The 16,464-nt window shown below is 56.5% G+C and carries 17 protein-coding genes; 2 read left to right on the plus strand and 15 right to left on the minus strand.

Annotated elements, in window-relative coordinates:
- Positions 1-25: 25 nt before the first annotated feature.
- From atpA to rpmH, 15 genes are all read right to left on the minus strand, one after another.
- A complete protein-coding gene (atpA, locus tag C2E19_RS00975; RefSeq protein WP_007911958.1) occupies positions 26-1,570 on the minus strand; it encodes a F0F1 ATP synthase subunit alpha in 1,545 nt (514 codons plus the stop codon).
- 21 nt (positions 1,571-1,591) lie between these two features.
- A complete protein-coding gene (locus C2E19_RS00980) occupies positions 1,592-2,128 on the minus strand; it encodes a F0F1 ATP synthase subunit delta (protein ID WP_007911956.1) in 537 nt (178 codons plus the stop codon).
- Positions 2,129-2,140: 12 nt separating this feature from the next.
- Complete coding sequence (locus tag C2E19_RS00985; RefSeq protein WP_129386915.1) at positions 2,141-2,611, minus strand: F0F1 ATP synthase subunit B; 471 nt, start codon at positions 2,609-2,611, stop codon at positions 2,141-2,143.
- 59 nt (positions 2,612-2,670) lie between these two features.
- On the minus strand, positions 2,671-2,928 hold the full coding sequence (gene atpE, locus C2E19_RS00990) for a F0F1 ATP synthase subunit C (RefSeq protein ID WP_003097235.1): 258 nt from the start codon (positions 2,926-2,928) through the stop codon (positions 2,671-2,673).
- A 133-nt stretch (positions 2,929-3,061) separates the two neighbouring features.
- Entirely contained in the window at positions 3,062-3,931 is an 870-nt protein-coding gene (gene atpB, locus C2E19_RS00995) for a F0F1 ATP synthase subunit A (protein ID WP_008084413.1), read from the minus strand.
- Between the two features lie 16 nt (positions 3,932-3,947).
- Positions 3,948-4,355 (minus strand): F0F1 ATP synthase subunit I, encoded by a 408-nt coding sequence (locus C2E19_RS01000; protein WP_129386918.1) that lies wholly within the window; start codon positions 4,353-4,355, stop codon positions 3,948-3,950.
- 148 nt (positions 4,356-4,503) lie between these two features.
- Positions 4,504-5,376, minus strand: a complete 873-nt coding sequence (locus tag C2E19_RS01005) for a ParB/RepB/Spo0J family partition protein (RefSeq protein ID WP_129386921.1) — start codon at positions 5,374-5,376, stop codon at positions 4,504-4,506.
- Positions 5,377-5,385: 9 nt separating this feature from the next.
- Positions 5,386-6,183, minus strand: coding sequence for a ParA family protein (locus tag C2E19_RS01010; protein WP_007911909.1), 798 nt, complete (start codon positions 6,181-6,183; stop codon positions 5,386-5,388).
- 18 nt (positions 6,184-6,201) lie between these two features.
- Positions 6,202-6,846, minus strand: coding sequence for a 16S rRNA (guanine(527)-N(7))-methyltransferase RsmG (gene rsmG / locus C2E19_RS01015; RefSeq protein WP_095188719.1), 645 nt, complete (start codon positions 6,844-6,846; stop codon positions 6,202-6,204).
- The gene (gene mnmG / locus C2E19_RS01020) at positions 6,843-8,741 is read right to left on the minus strand and encodes a tRNA uridine-5-carboxymethylaminomethyl(34) synthesis enzyme MnmG (RefSeq protein WP_129386924.1); all 1,899 of its coding nucleotides are present in this window, start codon (positions 8,739-8,741) and stop codon (positions 6,843-6,845) included. Before mnmG ends, rsmG begins: the two co-directional genes overlap by 4 nt.
- Positions 8,742-9,292: 551 nt before the next feature.
- Positions 9,293-10,663, minus strand: coding sequence for a tRNA uridine-5-carboxymethylaminomethyl(34) synthesis GTPase MnmE (mnmE, locus tag C2E19_RS01030; RefSeq protein ID WP_129386927.1), 1,371 nt, complete (start codon positions 10,661-10,663; stop codon positions 9,293-9,295).
- A 79-nt stretch (positions 10,664-10,742) separates the two neighbouring features.
- Positions 10,743-12,422, minus strand: a complete 1,680-nt coding sequence (yidC, locus tag C2E19_RS01035; RefSeq protein ID WP_129386930.1) for a membrane protein insertase YidC — start codon at positions 12,420-12,422, stop codon at positions 10,743-10,745.
- Between the two features lie 2 nt (positions 12,423-12,424).
- Positions 12,425-12,670, minus strand: coding sequence for a membrane protein insertion efficiency factor YidD (yidD, locus tag C2E19_RS01040; protein WP_010465488.1), 246 nt, complete (start codon positions 12,668-12,670; stop codon positions 12,425-12,427).
- Positions 12,663-13,064 (minus strand): ribonuclease P protein component, encoded by a 402-nt coding sequence (gene rnpA / locus C2E19_RS01045; protein WP_042704971.1) that lies wholly within the window; start codon positions 13,062-13,064, stop codon positions 12,663-12,665. Before rnpA ends, yidD begins: the two co-directional genes overlap by 8 nt.
- Positions 13,065-13,080: 16 nt before the next feature.
- On the minus strand, positions 13,081-13,215 hold the full coding sequence (gene rpmH / locus C2E19_RS01050; RefSeq protein WP_003213577.1) for a 50S ribosomal protein L34: 135 nt from the start codon (positions 13,213-13,215) through the stop codon (positions 13,081-13,083).
- A 567-nt stretch (positions 13,216-13,782) separates the two neighbouring features.
- On the opposite strand from rpmH, the gene dnaA reads away from it, so the two are divergent.
- The gene (gene dnaA / locus C2E19_RS01055) at positions 13,783-15,309 is read left to right on the plus strand and encodes a chromosomal replication initiator protein DnaA (RefSeq protein WP_129386937.1); all 1,527 of its coding nucleotides are present in this window, start codon (positions 13,783-13,785) and stop codon (positions 15,307-15,309) included.
- A gap of 39 nt (positions 15,310-15,348) precedes the next feature.
- Positions 15,349-16,452 carry a DNA polymerase III subunit beta gene (gene dnaN, locus C2E19_RS01060; protein ID WP_007911887.1) on the plus strand — a complete coding sequence of 368 codons (1,104 nt, stop codon included), beginning with the start codon at positions 15,349-15,351 and terminating at the stop codon, positions 16,450-16,452.
- The last annotated feature ends 12 nt before the right edge of the window (positions 16,453-16,464 follow it).

A 16,464-nucleotide genomic window follows, 5' to 3' on the forward strand; every position in this document is an offset into this window, starting at 1 on the left:
GGAGCCTCGCGGCTCCCGCTGCGGCTTACCAGGTTTGGGTGGCCTTGAACTTCTCGATACCGGCTTTCATGCCAGCGTCGATTTCGTCATTGAAGTCACCTTTAACGTTGATCTTGGCCATCAAATCGGCGTGATCGCGGTTGAAGAAAGCGATCAGCGCTTGTTCGAAGCTGCCGATCTTGGCGATTTCAATGTCAGTCAGGAACCCACGCTCAGCGGCATACAGCGACAGCGCCATGTCAGCGATCGACATTGGTGCGTATTGCTTCTGCTTCATCAGCTCGGTAACGCGCTGACCATGCTCAAGTTGCTTACGGGTCGCTTCGTCCAGGTCAGAAGCGAACTGGGCGAATGCCGCCAGTTCACGGTACTGAGCCAGAGCGGTACGGATACCACCGGAGAGCTTCTTGATGATCTTGGTCTGAGCGGCACCACCCACACGGGATACCGAAACACCGGCGTTCACTGCAGGGCGGATGCCCGAGTTGAACATGGCCGATTCCAGGAAGATCTGACCGTCGGTGATGGAAATCACGTTGGTCGGAACGAACGCGGAAACGTCGCCAGCCTGGGTTTCGATGATCGGCAGTGCGGTCAGGGAACCGGTTTTGCCGGTCACTGCGCCGTTGGTGAACTTCTCTACGTATTCTTCCGAAACGCGGGATGCGCGCTCCAGCAGACGGGAGTGGAGATAGAACACGTCGCCTGGGTAAGCTTCACGGCCTGGTGGACGGCGCAGCAGCAGGGAAATCTGGCGGTAAGCCACTGCTTGCTTGGACAGATCGTCATAAACGATCAGCGCGTCTTCACCGCGGTCGCGGAAGAATTCACCCATGGTGCAACCGGAGTACGGTGCCAGGAATTGCAGCGCAGGAGATTCCGAAGCACTGGCAGCCACGATGATCGTGTTGGCCAGGGCGCCGTTTTCTTCCAGCTTGCGAACCACGTTGGCGATGGTCGATTGTTTCTGACCGATTGCTACGTAGACGCAGAAAATGCCGCTGTCTTTCTGGTTGATGATCGCGTCGATCGCCAGAGCGGTTTTACCGATCTGACGGTCACCGATGATCAGCTCACGCTGGCCACGGCCGACAGGAATCATGGCATCGACAGCCTTGTAGCCAGTCTGTACAGGCTGGTCTACCGACTTACGCCAGATCACGCCCGGTGCAACTTTCTCGACCGCGTCGGTCAAGGTGTTGCCCAGTGGACCTTTGCCGTCAACAGGGTTACCCAGTGCGTCGACTACGCGACCCAGCAGTTCCTTACCAACAGGAACTTCGAGGATGCGGCCAGTGCACTTGGCGCTCATGCCTTCAGCCAGAGACTGGTAAGCGCCCAGTACAACGGCACCTACGGAGTCTTGCTCAAGGTTGAGGGCCATACCGTAGACGCCGCCCGGAAACTCGATCATCTCGCCGTACATTACGTCGGCCAGACCGTGAATCCGCACGATGCCGTCAGATACGCTGACGACAGTGCCTTCGTTACGGGCTTGGGAGGTCACATCGAGCTTGTCGATGCGGCCCTTGATAATTTCACTTATTTCGGAAGGATTGAGTTGCTGCATTGCTCTGCTGCCCCTTCAAACTCAAGATTTCAATGCTTCGGCAAGTTTCGCGATTTTGCCGCGAATCGAGCCATCGATAACCAGGTCGCCGGCGCGGATAACGACACCACCTATAAGGGCAGCATCCTCCGCAACTTGCAGGCGCACTTCCCGGTTGAGTCGTGCACTGAGAACCTTGGCGAGTTTGTCTTGCTGTTCTTGGTTCAATGCAAAAGCACTGGTTACTTCAACGTCTACCGATTTCTCTTGTTCGGCCTTGTACAGGTCGAAAAGAGCGGCAATCTCCGGCAGAAGCGGGAGACGGTCGTTTTCGGCAACGACATTGATGAAGTTCTGTGCCTTGGCATCAAACTTGTCGCCGCACACGTCAATAAACGTGGCGGCCTTTTCTGCGCTCGTCAGTCGCGGGGCCTTGAGCACGCGCTGCATGGTGTCATCTTGTGACACCGCTGCAGCCAGGCCGAGCATGGCTGACCAATTGGCCAGTTGCTGGTGGGCCTGAGCGTGCTCGAAGGCCGCCTTAGCGTAAGGTCGGGCCAACGTGGTCAGTTCTGCCATGATCGCCCTCGCTTAGATTTCAGCAGCCAGTTGGTTAACCAGCTCTGCGTGCGCGTTTTGATCGATTGTGGCACCCAGGATCTTCTCGGCGCCGCCGACAGCCAGCATGCCCACTTGGGCGCGCAGCTTGTCTTTGACACTGTTCAGTTCCTGTTCGATCTCGGCTTGAGCCTGAACCTTCAGACGGTCAGCGTCGACACGGGCCTTTTCAACGGCCTCTTCGACAATCTGGTTACCGCGTTTCTTGGCTTGCTCGATGATTTCAGCTGCCTGAGCTTTCGCTTCGCGCAGTTGCTGACCCGCTTTTTCTTGGGCCAACTCCAGGTCGCGAGCTGCACGGCTGGCAGCGTCCAGACCATCAGCGATCTTCTTTTGACGTTCGTGCAGGGCAGTGATGACCGGAGGCCATACATACTTCATGCAGAACAGTACAAAAATCAGGAACGCAACGGACTGGCCAATCAGGGTCGCATTAATGTTCACGCCAACACCTCGCAGTTACGTTGTCCATCACATCAAATTACTCGGAAGAATCCGGGTAATTAGCCAGCGATCTGACCAACGAACGGGTTCGCAAAGGTGAAGAACAGAGCGATACCAACACCGATCATGGTTACGGCGTCGAGCAGACCGGCAACGATGAACATTTTAACTTGCAGCATTGGAACCATTTCTGGCTGGCGCGCTGCGCCTTCCAGGAACTTGCCGCCCAGCAGGCCGAAACCAATTGCGGTACCCAGTGCGCCCAGGCCGATCAACAGTGCAACAGCGATAGCGGTTAGACCAACTACAGTTTCCATCTTTCCTCCCGACTTTTACGTCGTATGGTTTAGGTTTTTTAGATTAAAGCGGTAAAACAAATCGTTTCAGGTGCCCTGTGAAGAGCCCCTTCCCGTTTGACCGGGAAGGACATCAGACTAGTCGAGACTGGTCTTAATGGTTTTCTTCGTGCGCCATCGACAGGTAGACGATGGTCAGCATCATGAAGATGAACGCCTGCAGGGTGATGATCAGGATGTGGAACACAGCCCAAGCCCACTGCAGAACAACGCCCAGGCCGCTCAGCCAGAGCAGGCCGCTGCCGAACATCACAGCGATCAGAATGAACACCAGCTCGCCGGCATACATGTTGCCGAACAGACGCAGAGCCAGAGAGATCGGCTTGGCGATCAGAGTCACGAATTCCAGCAGGAAGTTCACCGGGATCAGCAGGGCTTGAACGAAGATGTTCTTGCTGCCGAACGGGTGCAGGGTCAGTTCGCCGATGAAGCCGCCGATGCCCTTGACCTTGATGCTGTAGAAAATGATCAGTGCAAAAACCGACAACGCCATGCCCAGGGTCGCGTTCGGGTCGGTAGTCGACACGGCGCGGAACGGGATGTGGTGATCACCGGTGATCAGGATGGCCAGCTGAGGAATCCAGTCGACCGGGATCAGGTCGACGGCGTTCATCAGGAACACCCAGACGAAGATGGTCAGTGCCAGCGGTGCAATCACCGGGCTACGGCCATGGAAGCTGTCTTTCACGCTGCCATCGACGAATTCGACCAATACTTCAACGAAGTTCTGCAAAGCACCCGGCTGACCCGAAGTCGCCTTCTTTGCCGCCATGCGGAAAAGAAAAACGAAGATCAGACCCAACGCGACCGACCAGCCGAGAGTATCGACGTGGAAAGCCCAGAAGCCCATTTCCTTGGCTTCTGCTGCGGTATGGGCAAAGCCCCAGCCGCCGTTAGGTAGCTGACCGAAGGTCAGGTTCTGCAAGTGGTGCTGGATATAGCCCGAAGCGGTTGTTTCTGCCATGGTTGCCTCAAACGCCCTAAGGTCTCGAAAGTCTTGTTCTCATCAGCAGGGGAGCGAACCAGCTGACCGACTGAGTCAGCACGAACACGCCGAATACAGCTATCGGCGCCAGTGGCTTCACACCTGCAAACACCAGCGCAAAAAGCACTGCTGTCAAAATCAGTTTGCCTGCCTCGCCGGCATAAAAAGACCGGACGATGGACTGGGCTGCTCGGGCGCCGGAAAACCGAAATGCCTTGTGAGCGAAATAAACATTGGGCAGCAAGGCTATCAGGCCTCCGCAAAGTCCCGAGTATCCGGCAACGACTCCATGCCATTGCCAAAGCGCCAAAGCGGCAATGAACAAAATGACAAATTGAGCCATCAACACCGGAAAAACCGCCAGGCGATGGAACGGCAGGCGGTTTGGCTTGCGGGTTTCCATCACATTTGCTCTCCAATGGTCGGCTGCCAGAATTCAATAACTTGGCATAATTTGTGCCGACAAAATGCGCGCAGAGTATAGGGGCGGTTCTGCCCCTATTCAACTGTCAGGTAGTGATTTCCGACTGCGCGCTACATGAGGAAATGTTTCAGCGAATGTGCGCGAGCACACCTTGAAGCTCATCGAGGGAGTTATAACCGATCACCAACTGACCTTTTCCCTTCTTGCCGTGGCGAATCTGCACCGCAGAGCCTAGGCGCTCGGCCAGACGCTGTTCGAGGCGGGCGATATCCGGGTCGGGTTTGGTGGCTTCCACAGGCTCCGGTTTGCCACTTAACCACTGGCGAACCAGTGCTTCAGTTTGGCGCACAGTGAGGCCGCGTGCGACAACATGTCGCGCCCCTTCCACCTGCTGATTCTCTGGCAGACCGAGCAATGCACGGGCATGACCCATTTCCAGGTCGCCGTGGGACAACATGGTCTTGATGACTTCCGGCAGTGCAATCAGACGCAACAGGTTGGCCACGGTGACGCGGGACTTGCCCACAGCTTCGGCGACCTGCTGCTGGGTCAGCTGGAATTCCTGCTGCAAACGCTGCAGGGCTACCGCTTCTTCGATCGGGTTGAGGTCTTCACGCTGGATGTTCTCGATCAGCGCAATGGCGATCGCGGTTTCATCCGGTACATCACGGACCATCGCCGGGATGGTTTCCTGCCCGGCTTGCTGGCTCGCGCGCCAGCGGCGTTCACCGGCGATGATTTCAAAGCGGCCACCGCCAATCGGGCGAACCACGATCGGCTGCATCACGCCTTGTGCCTTGATCGACAGCGCCAGCTCTTCCAGCGCCTGCGGATCCATGTCCCGGCGCGGCTGGTACTTGCCACGCTGCAGCAGGTCCAGTGGCAGGTGTTGAAGTTCACGGGTGTCAGCTTGCGCGGCCTGTTCTTCCAGCGCGCTGACGGTCGGACCACTCAGCAGTGCATCCAGTCCACGTCCGAGACCTCGTTTCTTGACGGCCATGGGGATTCCTTAAGTTGCCTGAGCGGCGGCGATGCGTGAATTTTTGCGCTGACGGCGAACCATCTCGCCGGCCAAGGCCAGATAAGCCAGGGCGCCGCGCGATTGCTTGTCGTAGGCCAGCGCCGGCATGCCGTAGCTTGGCGCTTCGGCCAGACGGATGTTGCGCGGGATCACCGTGTCGTAGAGCTGCTCGCCGAAGTGTTCCTTGAGCTGTGCCGAAACGTCGTTCATCAGGCTCAGGCGCGGGTCGTACATGGTCCGCAGCAAACCTTCGACTTTCAGGTTCGGATTGAGCAGTTCAGCGATGCGCTTGATGTTATCCACAAGGTCGCTGAGACCTTCGAGCGCAAAATACTCGCACTGCATGGGGATAATTACCCCGTCAGCAGCGACCAGTGCGTTCAGCGTGAGCATCGACAGCGACGGCGGGCAGTCGATCAAAATGTAATCGTAGTTTTCACGGATCGGCGCAAGCGCACTACGCAGACGGCTTTCCTTCATCTGCATTTCCAGCAGCACCACTTCGGCCGCCGTCAGATCGCGGTTGGCCGGCAGCAGTTGATAACCGCCATGTTCGGAATAGTGCATGGCCTGGGCCAGATCGCATTCGCCGATCAGCAGGTCATAGACCGAATTTTCCAGGCCGTGTTTATCCACACCGCTACCCATGGTGGCGTTGCCCTGTGGATCGAGATCGATCAACAGCACCCGGCGCTTGGTCGCGACCAGGGATGCTGCGAGGTTGATGCAGGTGGTGGTCTTGCCCACACCACCCTTTTGGTTCGCTATCGCGAATACCTTAGCCATTCTTGCTTGTGTTCCCAATCATGCCGTGCGGCGCAGTATCAGCAGATGGCGTTGGCCTTGGCAACCGGGTACGGCCAGGGCGTGTTCGCTATCGAGTTTGAAGTCTGCCGGCAATGCTACCAGCTCATCGGCCGGATGAACGCCCTTCATTGCCAGCCAGCGTGTATCGGCATCGCCGAGGTGGCGAGTCCAGTTGGTGAAGTTCTCCATGCTGCTGAACGCCCGGGAAATGATCCCGTTGAACGGCTGTGCAGGCTGGAAGGCTTCGACACGACTGTGGATAACTTGCAGGTTATCCAGTTTGAGTTCGAGTTTGACCTGGGTCAGAAAGCGGGTTTTCTTGCCGTTGCTGTCCAGACAGGTCACTTGCGCGTCCGGATACAGGATCGCCAACGGGATTCCCGGCATGCCGCCGCCGCTGCCGACGTCGAGCCAACGGCCGTTTTCGATGAACGACATCACGCTGAGACTATCGAGCAAGTGCCGCGAGACCATTTCGTCCGGATCACGCACGGCGGTCAGGTTGTAGGCCTGGTTCCATTTGATCAACAGGGCCAGATAACCCAGCAGCAGTTCGTGCTGGGTTTCAGTGAGATTGACACCCAGCTCGCGGGCTCCTGTGGATAACTCTTCGGCGTGTTGCGAAGTGACCTTAGAACTCAAGCGCTTTGCTCCAACTGACGGCCCGCGCCGCGTTTTTTCAAATGAATCATCAACAGCGAAATCGCTGCCGGGGTCACGCCCGGGATCCGCGAAGCCTGGCCAAGCGTCTCTGGACGAGTCGCGCCGAGCTTGCTTTGGATTTCCTTGGAGAGACCGGAAATGTTGGTGTAATCGATATCCACAGGCAATTTCGTGTCTTCGCTGGCGCGCAGACGAGCGATTTCGTCCTGTTGACGGTCGATGTAACCGGCGTACTTGGTCTTGATTTCAACCTGCTCGGCGACCTGTGGATCTTCGGCGCCATTGCCGGTCACTTCGACCAGACCAGCGTAGTCGATTTCCGGACGACTCAAGAGATTGAGCAAGTTGTATTCGTGGGTCAGCGGCGTGCCGAATTTCTCGGCAATTGCATCGCCCTGCTGCGTATTCGGGCGAACCCAAGTGCTTTTCAGGCGTTGCTCTTCGAGTTCGATGCTTTCGCGTTTCTTGCAGAAGGCCGCCCAACGCGCGTCATCGACCAGACCGAGCTCGCGGCCTTTTTCGGTCAGACGCAGGTCGGCGTTGTCTTCACGCAGGATCAGGCGGTACTCGGCACGCGAAGTGAACATGCGGTACGGCTCTTGAGTGCCGAGGGTGATCAGGTCGTCGACCAATACGCCGATATACGCTTCATCGCGACGTGGACACCAGGCTTCTTTGCCCTTGGCGCGCAGTGCGGCGTTGGCACCTGCGAGCAAACCTTGGGCGCCAGCTTCTTCGTAACCGGTGGTGCCATTGATTTGCCCAGCGAAGAACAGACCGCCGATGACTTTGGTCTCGAGGCTGTACTTCAGATCGCGCGGATCGAAGTAGTCGTATTCGATCGCGTAACCCGGACGCACGATGTGCGCGTTTTCCATGCCGCGGATCGATTGCACGATCTGCAATTGCACGTCGAACGGCAAGCTTGTGGATATCCCGTTCGGATACAGCTCATGGGTGGTCAAACCTTCCGGTTCGATGAACACTTGATGGCTTTCCTTGTCGGCAAAGCGGTGGATCTTGTCTTCGATCGACGGGCAATAGCGCGGGCCGATGCCTTCGATTTCACCGGCAGCGGAATACATCGGCGAACGATCGAGGTTCGCCGCGATGATTTCGTGGGTGCGGGCGTTCGTGTGAGTAATCCAGCAGCTGACCTGGCGTGGATGCTGTTCTTTGTTGCCCATGAACGACATCACCGGGATCGGCGTATCGCCCGGCTGCTCGGTCATCACCGAGAAATCCACAGACTTGCCATCGATACGCGGCGGGGTGCCGGTTTTCAGGCGACCGACACGCAATGGCATTTCACGCAGACGGTGAGCCAGGGCGATCGACGGCGGATCACCGGCGCGACCACCAGAAAAATTCTGCAACCCGATGTGGATAAGTCCGCCGAGGAACGTACCGGTGGTCAATACCACTGAATCGGCAAGGAAACGCAGACCCATTTGTGTGACCACACCGCGGACTTGTTCCTGCTCGACGATCAGGTCATCAGCAGCTTGTTGAAATATCCACAGGTTCGGCTGGTTTTCCAGAATTTCGCGGACAGCGGCCTTGTACAGAATCCGGTCAGCTTGCGCACGGGTCGCCCGTACGGCTGGGCCTTTGCGGCTGTTCAACACGCGAAACTGGATGCCGCCCTTATCGGTCGCCATGGCCATCGCGCCGCCGAGGGCGTCGATTTCCTTGACCAGATGGCTTTTGCCAATGCCACCGATGGCCGGGTTGCAACTCATGGCACCGAGGGTTTCCACGTTATGCGTCAGCAACAGGGTTTTTGCCCCCATACGTGCTGAGGCCAGTGCTGCCTCGGTACCGGCATGACCGCCGCCGATGACGATCACTTCAAAACGGGAAGGGAAATCCACCACGCACCTCGTGCCTGCTTAAGTAGGTAATTCAGGAATAGTTTGAGATCAGGTTTTTGAACCTGGTCGACAAGTATAGGGACTTCGCCCTTCCTAAAGAACCCTTTGCACAAAATTTAACCAGCTGTGGAGAACTCTAGGTTAAAAGAATAAAAAAGAGAGAAATTTATAAAACCTTTGTTTTTATGTTTATTTCTACTGAGGCGACTTTCTGTGGATAGATTGCTACAGGCCTTTATATTCAATATGTACAGGGTTTCAAAACCCTGTGTTCAGGTGCCAATGAGGGGCTTGGATAACCGGTCTAAGCCTGTGGATGAAAGAGGTGGTTATCCACAGATGGGGTTATATCCAGTTTTGAAGCCCTGTTATCAACCGACCTCAGTGGCAGTTATTCACAGGGCTTAATCCACAGAAAACCGGCAAATGATGAAATAGCGGGCACGAGAAATCCGCTCAGGGAGACGAAATCTACCCGGCACTGGAGAGAGGTTTGGAGAAAGGAGGCGCAGACAGGTCGCGAATGGACCTGTCTGTGGATAGCGGAAGGTTTATTTACCGATACAGAAGCTGGAAAAGATCCGTCCCAGCAGATCATCAGAGCTGAATGCCCCGGTGATTTCGCCTAGAGAGTGCTGAGCCTGACGCAGGTCTTCGGCCAGCAACTCACCGGCACCCGCCAGAGTCAGTTGTGCGCGACCGTGTTCAAGAGCTGCGCTGGCGTGGCGCAACGCTTCCAGGTGGCGGCGGCGAGCGCTGAAACTGCTTTCAGACGTCTGCTCGTAGCCCATGCAGGCTTTGAGATGGTCGCGCAACAGATCCAGCCCTTCACCGGCTGATTTGGCGCTCAAACTGATCGTAACATGGCCATCTTCACTGGTTTCCAGGGCAATTGCTTCCCCGGTCAAATCGGCTTTATTACGGATCAGGGTAACTTTTGCCGGATCCGGGCGGGTTTCGAGGAATTCCGGCCACAACGCAAACGGATCGAGCGCTTCCGGTGCGGTTGCATCGACTACCAGCAAAACCCGATCGGCTTCACCGATGGCTTTCAGCGCCCGCTCGACGCCGATCTTTTCCACCTGATCGTCGGTATCACGTAAGCCTGCAGTATCGACAACGTGCAGCGGCATGCCGTCGATGTGAATATGTTCCCGCAGGATGTCCCGTGTAGTGCCGGCAATCTCGGTAACAATCGCCGCTTCACGTCCGGCCAGGGCATTGAGCAGGCTCGATTTACCAGCGTTCGGACGGCCGGCAATTACCACCGTCATGCCATCTCTTAGCAAAGCACCCTGCCCGGCTTCGCGCAGCACAGTGGATAACTCACTGCGAACTTTGTCGAGCATGCTCAAAACATGACCATCGGCGAGAAAGTCGATTTCTTCTTCCGGGAAGTCGATGGCGGCTTCGACGTAGATACGCAACCCGATCAGCTGTTCGGTGAGGTTATGCACACGCTGGGAAAAAGCGCCTTGTAATGAGCGCAATGCATTGCGCGCAGCCTGTGCAGAACTGGCTTCGATCAAATCGGCAATCGCCTCGGCCTGTGCCAGGTCGAGTTTGTCATTGAGGAACGCGCGTTCGCTGAATTCCCCCGGACGCGCCAGACGGCAGCCCAGTTCCAGACAACGTTTGAGCAACATATCCAGAACGATCGGGCCGCCGTGGCCCTGCAGTTCCAGCACGTCTTCACCGGTGAACGAGTTCGGCCCCGGGAAATACAGCGCCAGACCTTCATCGAGCACTTGCTGGTCATCACTGAAAAACGGCCCGTAATGGGCGTAACGCGGTTTCAGTGCGCGGCCGCTGATGGCTTGTGCGGCAACGCTGGCCAGTGGCCCGGAAATACGGACGATGCCGACACCGCCGCGACCTTGAGCGGTGGCGACAGCAGCGATGGTTTCACGAGGTACGCTCATTAACCGGAATCCAGACAAAAATGACAGATAGCAAAACGCCCCACTAGGGGGCGTTTTGAGTGGTTATCCACAGTGTAAATCAAGCGGCTGCTTTGGTAGCCCGTTCGATCTTACGCGTGATGTACCACTGTTGGGTGATGGACAGGCAGTTGTTCACTACCCAGTACAGCACCAGACCCGCCGGGAACCACAGGAAGAAGAAGGTGAAGATGATTGGCATCATTTTCATGACCTTCGCCTGCATCGGATCCGGAGGAGTCGGGTTCAACTGCTGCTGGATGAACATGGTTGCGCCCATGATGATCGGCAGAATGAAGAACGGATCCTTGATCGACAGGTCAGTGATCCACAGCATGAACGGCGCTTGGCGCATTTCCACGCTTTCCAGCAGAACCCAGTACAGCGAGAGGAAAACCGGCATCTGCACGAGGATCGGCAAGCAGCCGCCCAGCGGATTGATCTTCTCTTTCTTGTAGAGCTCCATCATGGATTGCGACATTTTCTGCCGGTCATCGCCATGCTGTTCTTTCAGTGCAGCCAGTTTCGGTGCAACGGCACGCATGCGCGCCATCGATTTGTAGCTGGCAGCCGACAGAGGGAAGAACAGACCCTTGATCAGCATGGTCAGGAAAATGATCGACCAGCCCCAGTTACCGACGATGGCGTGGATGTGTTGCAGCAGCCAGAAGATTGGCTGGGCAATGAACCACAGAATGCCGTAGTCGACGGTCAGTTCCAGACCTGGGGACAACTGTTTCAGCACAGCCTGGCTTTTCGGACCGGCGTACAGCACAGCGCTTGTTTCAACTTTGGCACCCGGAGCAGCGGTCAGTGTCGGACCGGTGTAACCGATGATGTAGTTGCCTTTGCTGTCTTTACGGGTCTGGACGACATTGTTTTCGCCCTTCGCCGGAATCCATGCAGTCACGAAGTAGTGTTGCAGCCAGGCTACCCAACCACCGGTGACTGTTTCTTTCAGCTGCGCCTTGTCCATGTCCTTCATGGACACTTTCTTGTACGGCTCCGAACTTGTCCACAGGGCGGCGCCCAGGTAAGTCGCGGTGCCAGTAGCGGTTGTGGACGAAGGATCGGCGCTGTTATCGCGCTTCAACTGAGCAAACATCGCGCCGTTCCAGGGCTGAGCGCTCTGGTTATCCACAATGTAGGAAACAGCTACGTCATACAGGCCGCGTTTCAGAGTGAAACGCTTGATGTAATTGACGCCGTCCTTGCTGAACTTCAGGTCTACGACCAGTTGGTCCTGACCGTCAGCCAGTTGATAAGTCTTCTTCTCCGAGGAGTAAACCGGACGACCGGCAGGATTTGCATCCGGGCCATTGGTGCCGATCAGACCGCTTTGTGCCAGATAAACACGTTCGCCGCCGTTATCGAACAGCTGAAACGGAACATCAGGACGATCCTGACGACGTGGATACAGAGGCAAGGTCAGTTGGGCAACGTCGCCACCTTGTGGATCGATCGCGAGATCGAGCACGTCGGTTTTGATCTGGATCAGATCCTTGCTGGCGGCTACCGGTGTTTCGGCAGGTGCGCTGGTATCGCTAGCGGCGCGCGGAATATCGTCACTGGCGGCAGCATTATTGCCAGTGGCGGTGTCCGGCAAACCGGATGTAGTCGTACTGGAAGCAACATTCTGAGTCGGCAGGGCAGCCTGACCGTAGTCCTGGTTCCATTTAAGGACCATAACGTAGGCCACGATTGCCAGGGCGACGATCAGGATCGTGCGTTTGATATCCATGATTACTCGGCCATCGAAGAAGAACGGGAGGTAGGGATAGGTGGAACCGGGTCATAACCACCGGGATTCCACGGATGACAGCGACCTAAACGACGAAAGGTCAGCCAGCCACCGCGCAGAAGGCCATGATTTTCAATGGCTTCATACGCGTAGCAGGAACAACTGGGGTAGAAACGACAATGACTGGCCATCAAAGGACTAATGGCATAGCGATAAAACTGGATCGGAACGAGGGCCAGTTTACGCATCAGGACTGTCTACCCCTACAGTTTCGGTTTTGACTTCTGGAACTGGCTTGCTGCGTGCCAGACGCTTCCAGAGCTTGCCGAAATGCTGAATCAATTCGGGGTTTTCTACATCGCCCAGACCTTTGCGCGCGACGATAACGATATCCCAGCCGACCAGTGAATCCTGGTGCAGACGGAATGATTCGCGCATCAAACGTTTGAGTCGATTGCGCTCAACGGAGAGCTTTACGCTCTTTTTCCCGATAACCAGCCCGAGACGGGGGTGATCAAGATCGTTGTTGCGTGCAAGGAGCAGGAGATTTTTCCCCGGAACCTTGCCGGTAGGGGAGTCAAAGACTGCCTTGAAATGCCGGGGGGTTAGCAGACGCTTCTCCCGACTGAAGTCCTGACTCACCTCCAGTACCGGATTATCAAACTGCCAGACGCGCACGACCTTTGGCCCGGCGACGCGACAGGACTGCACGGCCGTTCTTGGTAGCCATGCGAGCACGGAAACCGTGGGTACGGGCGCGTTTGATAGTGCTTGGTTGGAAAGTACGTTTCATTGTCGTGTTACCTGGTTCGTCCACAACGGGCCGGAATGGCCCCCGTTTTAAGAGACCGGGGATTCTAGAGAAAGCAAGCCTTCAGGTCAATTTCCAACCAGCGTTTCCTTATAAATAGATCTCGATGCCTTCTTGGGCTGACAGCCTGTTCGCCAAATATAAAAATAAAGAAGGGAATTATTTAAAGCTTTTCTGTAAAGCTTATAAAAGCTAGGGCCACCATCTTCTGTGGATAACTACTCTCAGGCCTTGTTTAACCTGATGTACAGAGGATGACAACTACAGTGGAAAACCGTGTTCAGCCTGTGCTGCACTGTCGGATAACCTGTGTGTGGAATGGGCTGTTATCCACAGGCAGGTTATCCACCGAGTTCAACCCCCAGTTGTCCAGTGCCCTTAGAGCGGGTTATCCACAGAGCTTATTCACACACCGTTGGTCGCTTTGTTGTCATTTAACGCATTGATAAATCATGCGCAGCGGACTACCTGCATGTGGATAAGTGGGCGGCTCGCCGCTACAATGGCCGCTTGTTTTTGCCTCACCGGCTTTCAACTTAGGGGATATCCGTGTCAGTGGAACTTTGGCAGCAGTGCGTGGAGCTTTTGCGCGAGGAGCTGCCTGCCCAACAATTCAACACCTGGATCCGTCCACTACAGGTCGAAGCCGAAGGCGACGAGTTGCGCGTCTACGCACCGAACCGTTTTGTGCTGGACTGGGTCAACGAAAAGTACCTGGGCCGCGTCCTTGAACTGCTGGATGAGCATGGCGACGGCATGGCGCCGGCGCTTTCCTTATTAATAGGCAGCAAACGCAGCTCGGCCCCACGTGCCGCACCGAATGCACCGCTGGCTGCCGCACAGGTTTCCCAGGCCCAGGTAAACACGGGCGCGCCTGCAAATACGCCTGCTCCTGTGTCAACGCCTGCGCCGGCCAAGCGCTCGACGCAGAAATCCGTTGAAATCAGTGACGAGCCATCGCGTGACAGCTTCGATCCGATGTCCGGTGCTGCGTCACAACAGGCCCCGGTCCGCGCAGAACAGCGCACCGTGCAGGTCGAAGGCGCGCTCAAGCACACCAGTTACCTGAACCGCACCTTCACCTTCGAGAATTTCGTCGAAGGTAAATCCAACCAGCTCGCCCGCGCGGCGGCCTGGCAAGTGGCGGACAACCCGAAGCACGGCTACAACCCGCTGTTCCTTTATGGTGGCGTCGGCCTGGGTAAAACTCACTTGATGCACGCGGTGGGTAACCATCTATTAAAGAAGAACCCGAATGCCAAGGTCGTGTACCTGCATTCCGAGCGTTTCGTGGCCGACATGGTCAAGGCGCTGCAACTGAACGCGATCAACGAGTTCAAGCGTTTCTACCGTTCGGTGGATGCTTTGCTGATCGACGACATTCAGTTCTTCGCCCGCAAGGAGCGTTCGCAGGAAGAGTTTTTCCACACCTTCAACGCCCTGCTTGAAGGTGGCCAGCAGGTCATTCTCACCAGTGACCGCTACCCGAAAGAAATCGAAGGCCTTGAAGAGCGCCTCAAATCCCGCTTCGGCTGGGGTCTGACGGTTGCCGTCGAGCCGCCGGAGCTGGAAACCCGCGTGGCGATCTTGATGAAGAAGGCCGACCAGGCCAAAGTCGACTTGCCGCACGACGCCGCGTTCTTCATTGCCCAACGCATTCGCTCCAACGTCCGTGAGCTGGAAGGCGCGCTGAAGCGCGTGATCGCCCACTCGCACTTCATGGGCCGCGACATCACCATCGAGCTGATTCGCGAATCCCTGAAAGACCTGTTGGCATTGCAGGACAAACTGGTCTCTGTGGATAACATTCAGCGCACCGTCGCCGAGTACTACAAGATCAAGATCTCGGACTTGCTGTCCAAGCGCCGCTCGCGCTCGGTAGCACGCCCGCGTCAGGTGGCCATGGCGTTGTCCAAGGAACTGACCAACCACAGCCTGCCGGAAATCGGTGATGTGTTTGGTGGCCGTGACCACACCACCGTGTTGCACGCCTGCCGCAAGATCAACGAACTTAAGGAATCCGACGCGGACATCCGCGAGGACTACAAGAACCTGCTGCGTACACTGACCACTTGATGAACACCAGCGCAGCTTATTAAGGCAAGGGACTAGACCATGCATTTCACCATTCAACGCGAAGCCCTGTTGAAACCCCTGCAACTGGTCGCAGGCGTCGTCGAGCGTCGACAGACCTTGCCGGTACTGTCCAACGTGCTGTTGGTAGTCGAAGGCCAGCAACTGTCGCTGACCGGTACCGACCTGGAAGTCGAACTGGTCGGTCGTGTGCAACTTGAGGAGCCAGCTGAGACAGGTTCCATCACCGTGCCTGCGCGCAAGCTGATGGACATCTGCAAAAGCCTGCCCAACGACGCGCTGATCGACATCAAGGTCGACGAGCAGAAGCTGGTCGTGAAGGCTGGCCGTAGCCGCTTCACCCTGTCGACCCTGCCAGCCAACGACTTCCCGACCGTTGAAGAAGGTCCGGGTTCGCTGACTTGCAGCCTTGAGCAAAGCAAACTGCGACGTTTGATCGAACGCACCAGCTTCGCCATGGCCCAGCAGGACGTGCGTTATTACCTCAACGGCATGCTGCTGGAAGTTTCCGAAGGCATCATCCGTGCTGTGGCCACTGACGGTCACCGTCTGGCCATGTGCTCGATGAAAGCCGATATCGGCCAGCCGGATCGCCATCAGGTGATCGTGCCGCGCAAAGGTATTCTCGAACTGGCGCGTCTGCTCACCGAGCCGGACGGCAACGTCAGCATCGTGCTGGGTCAGCACCACATCCGTGCGACCACCGGTGAATTCACCTTCACCTCGAAACTGGTCGACGGCAAATTCCCGGATTACGAGCGCGTTCTGCCGAAGGGCGGCGACAAGCTGGTATTGGGCGATCGTCAGGCTCTGCGTGAAGCGTTCAGCCGTACCGCGATTCTGTCCAACGAGAAGTACCGTGGTATCCGTCTGCAACTGGCCAGCGGTCAGTTGAAGATCCAGGCTAACAACCCGGAGCAGGAAGAAGCAGAAGAAGAAGTGGGCGTTGAATACAACGGCGGCTCGCTGGAAATCGGCTTCAACGTGAGCTATCTGCTCGACGTGCTGGGCGTGATGACCACCGAGCAGGTTCGTCTAATCCTGTCCGACTCTAACAGCAGTGCGCTGGTGCAAGAGTCCGACAACGACGATTCGGCTTACGTTGTCATGCCGATGCGTCTGTAATCAGCTGACCCT

It is taken from the genome of Pseudomonas sp. DTU12.3 (assembly GCF_004124275.1).
Classification (GTDB): Bacteria; Pseudomonadota; Gammaproteobacteria; order Pseudomonadales; family Pseudomonadaceae; genus Aquipseudomonas; species Aquipseudomonas helmanticensis.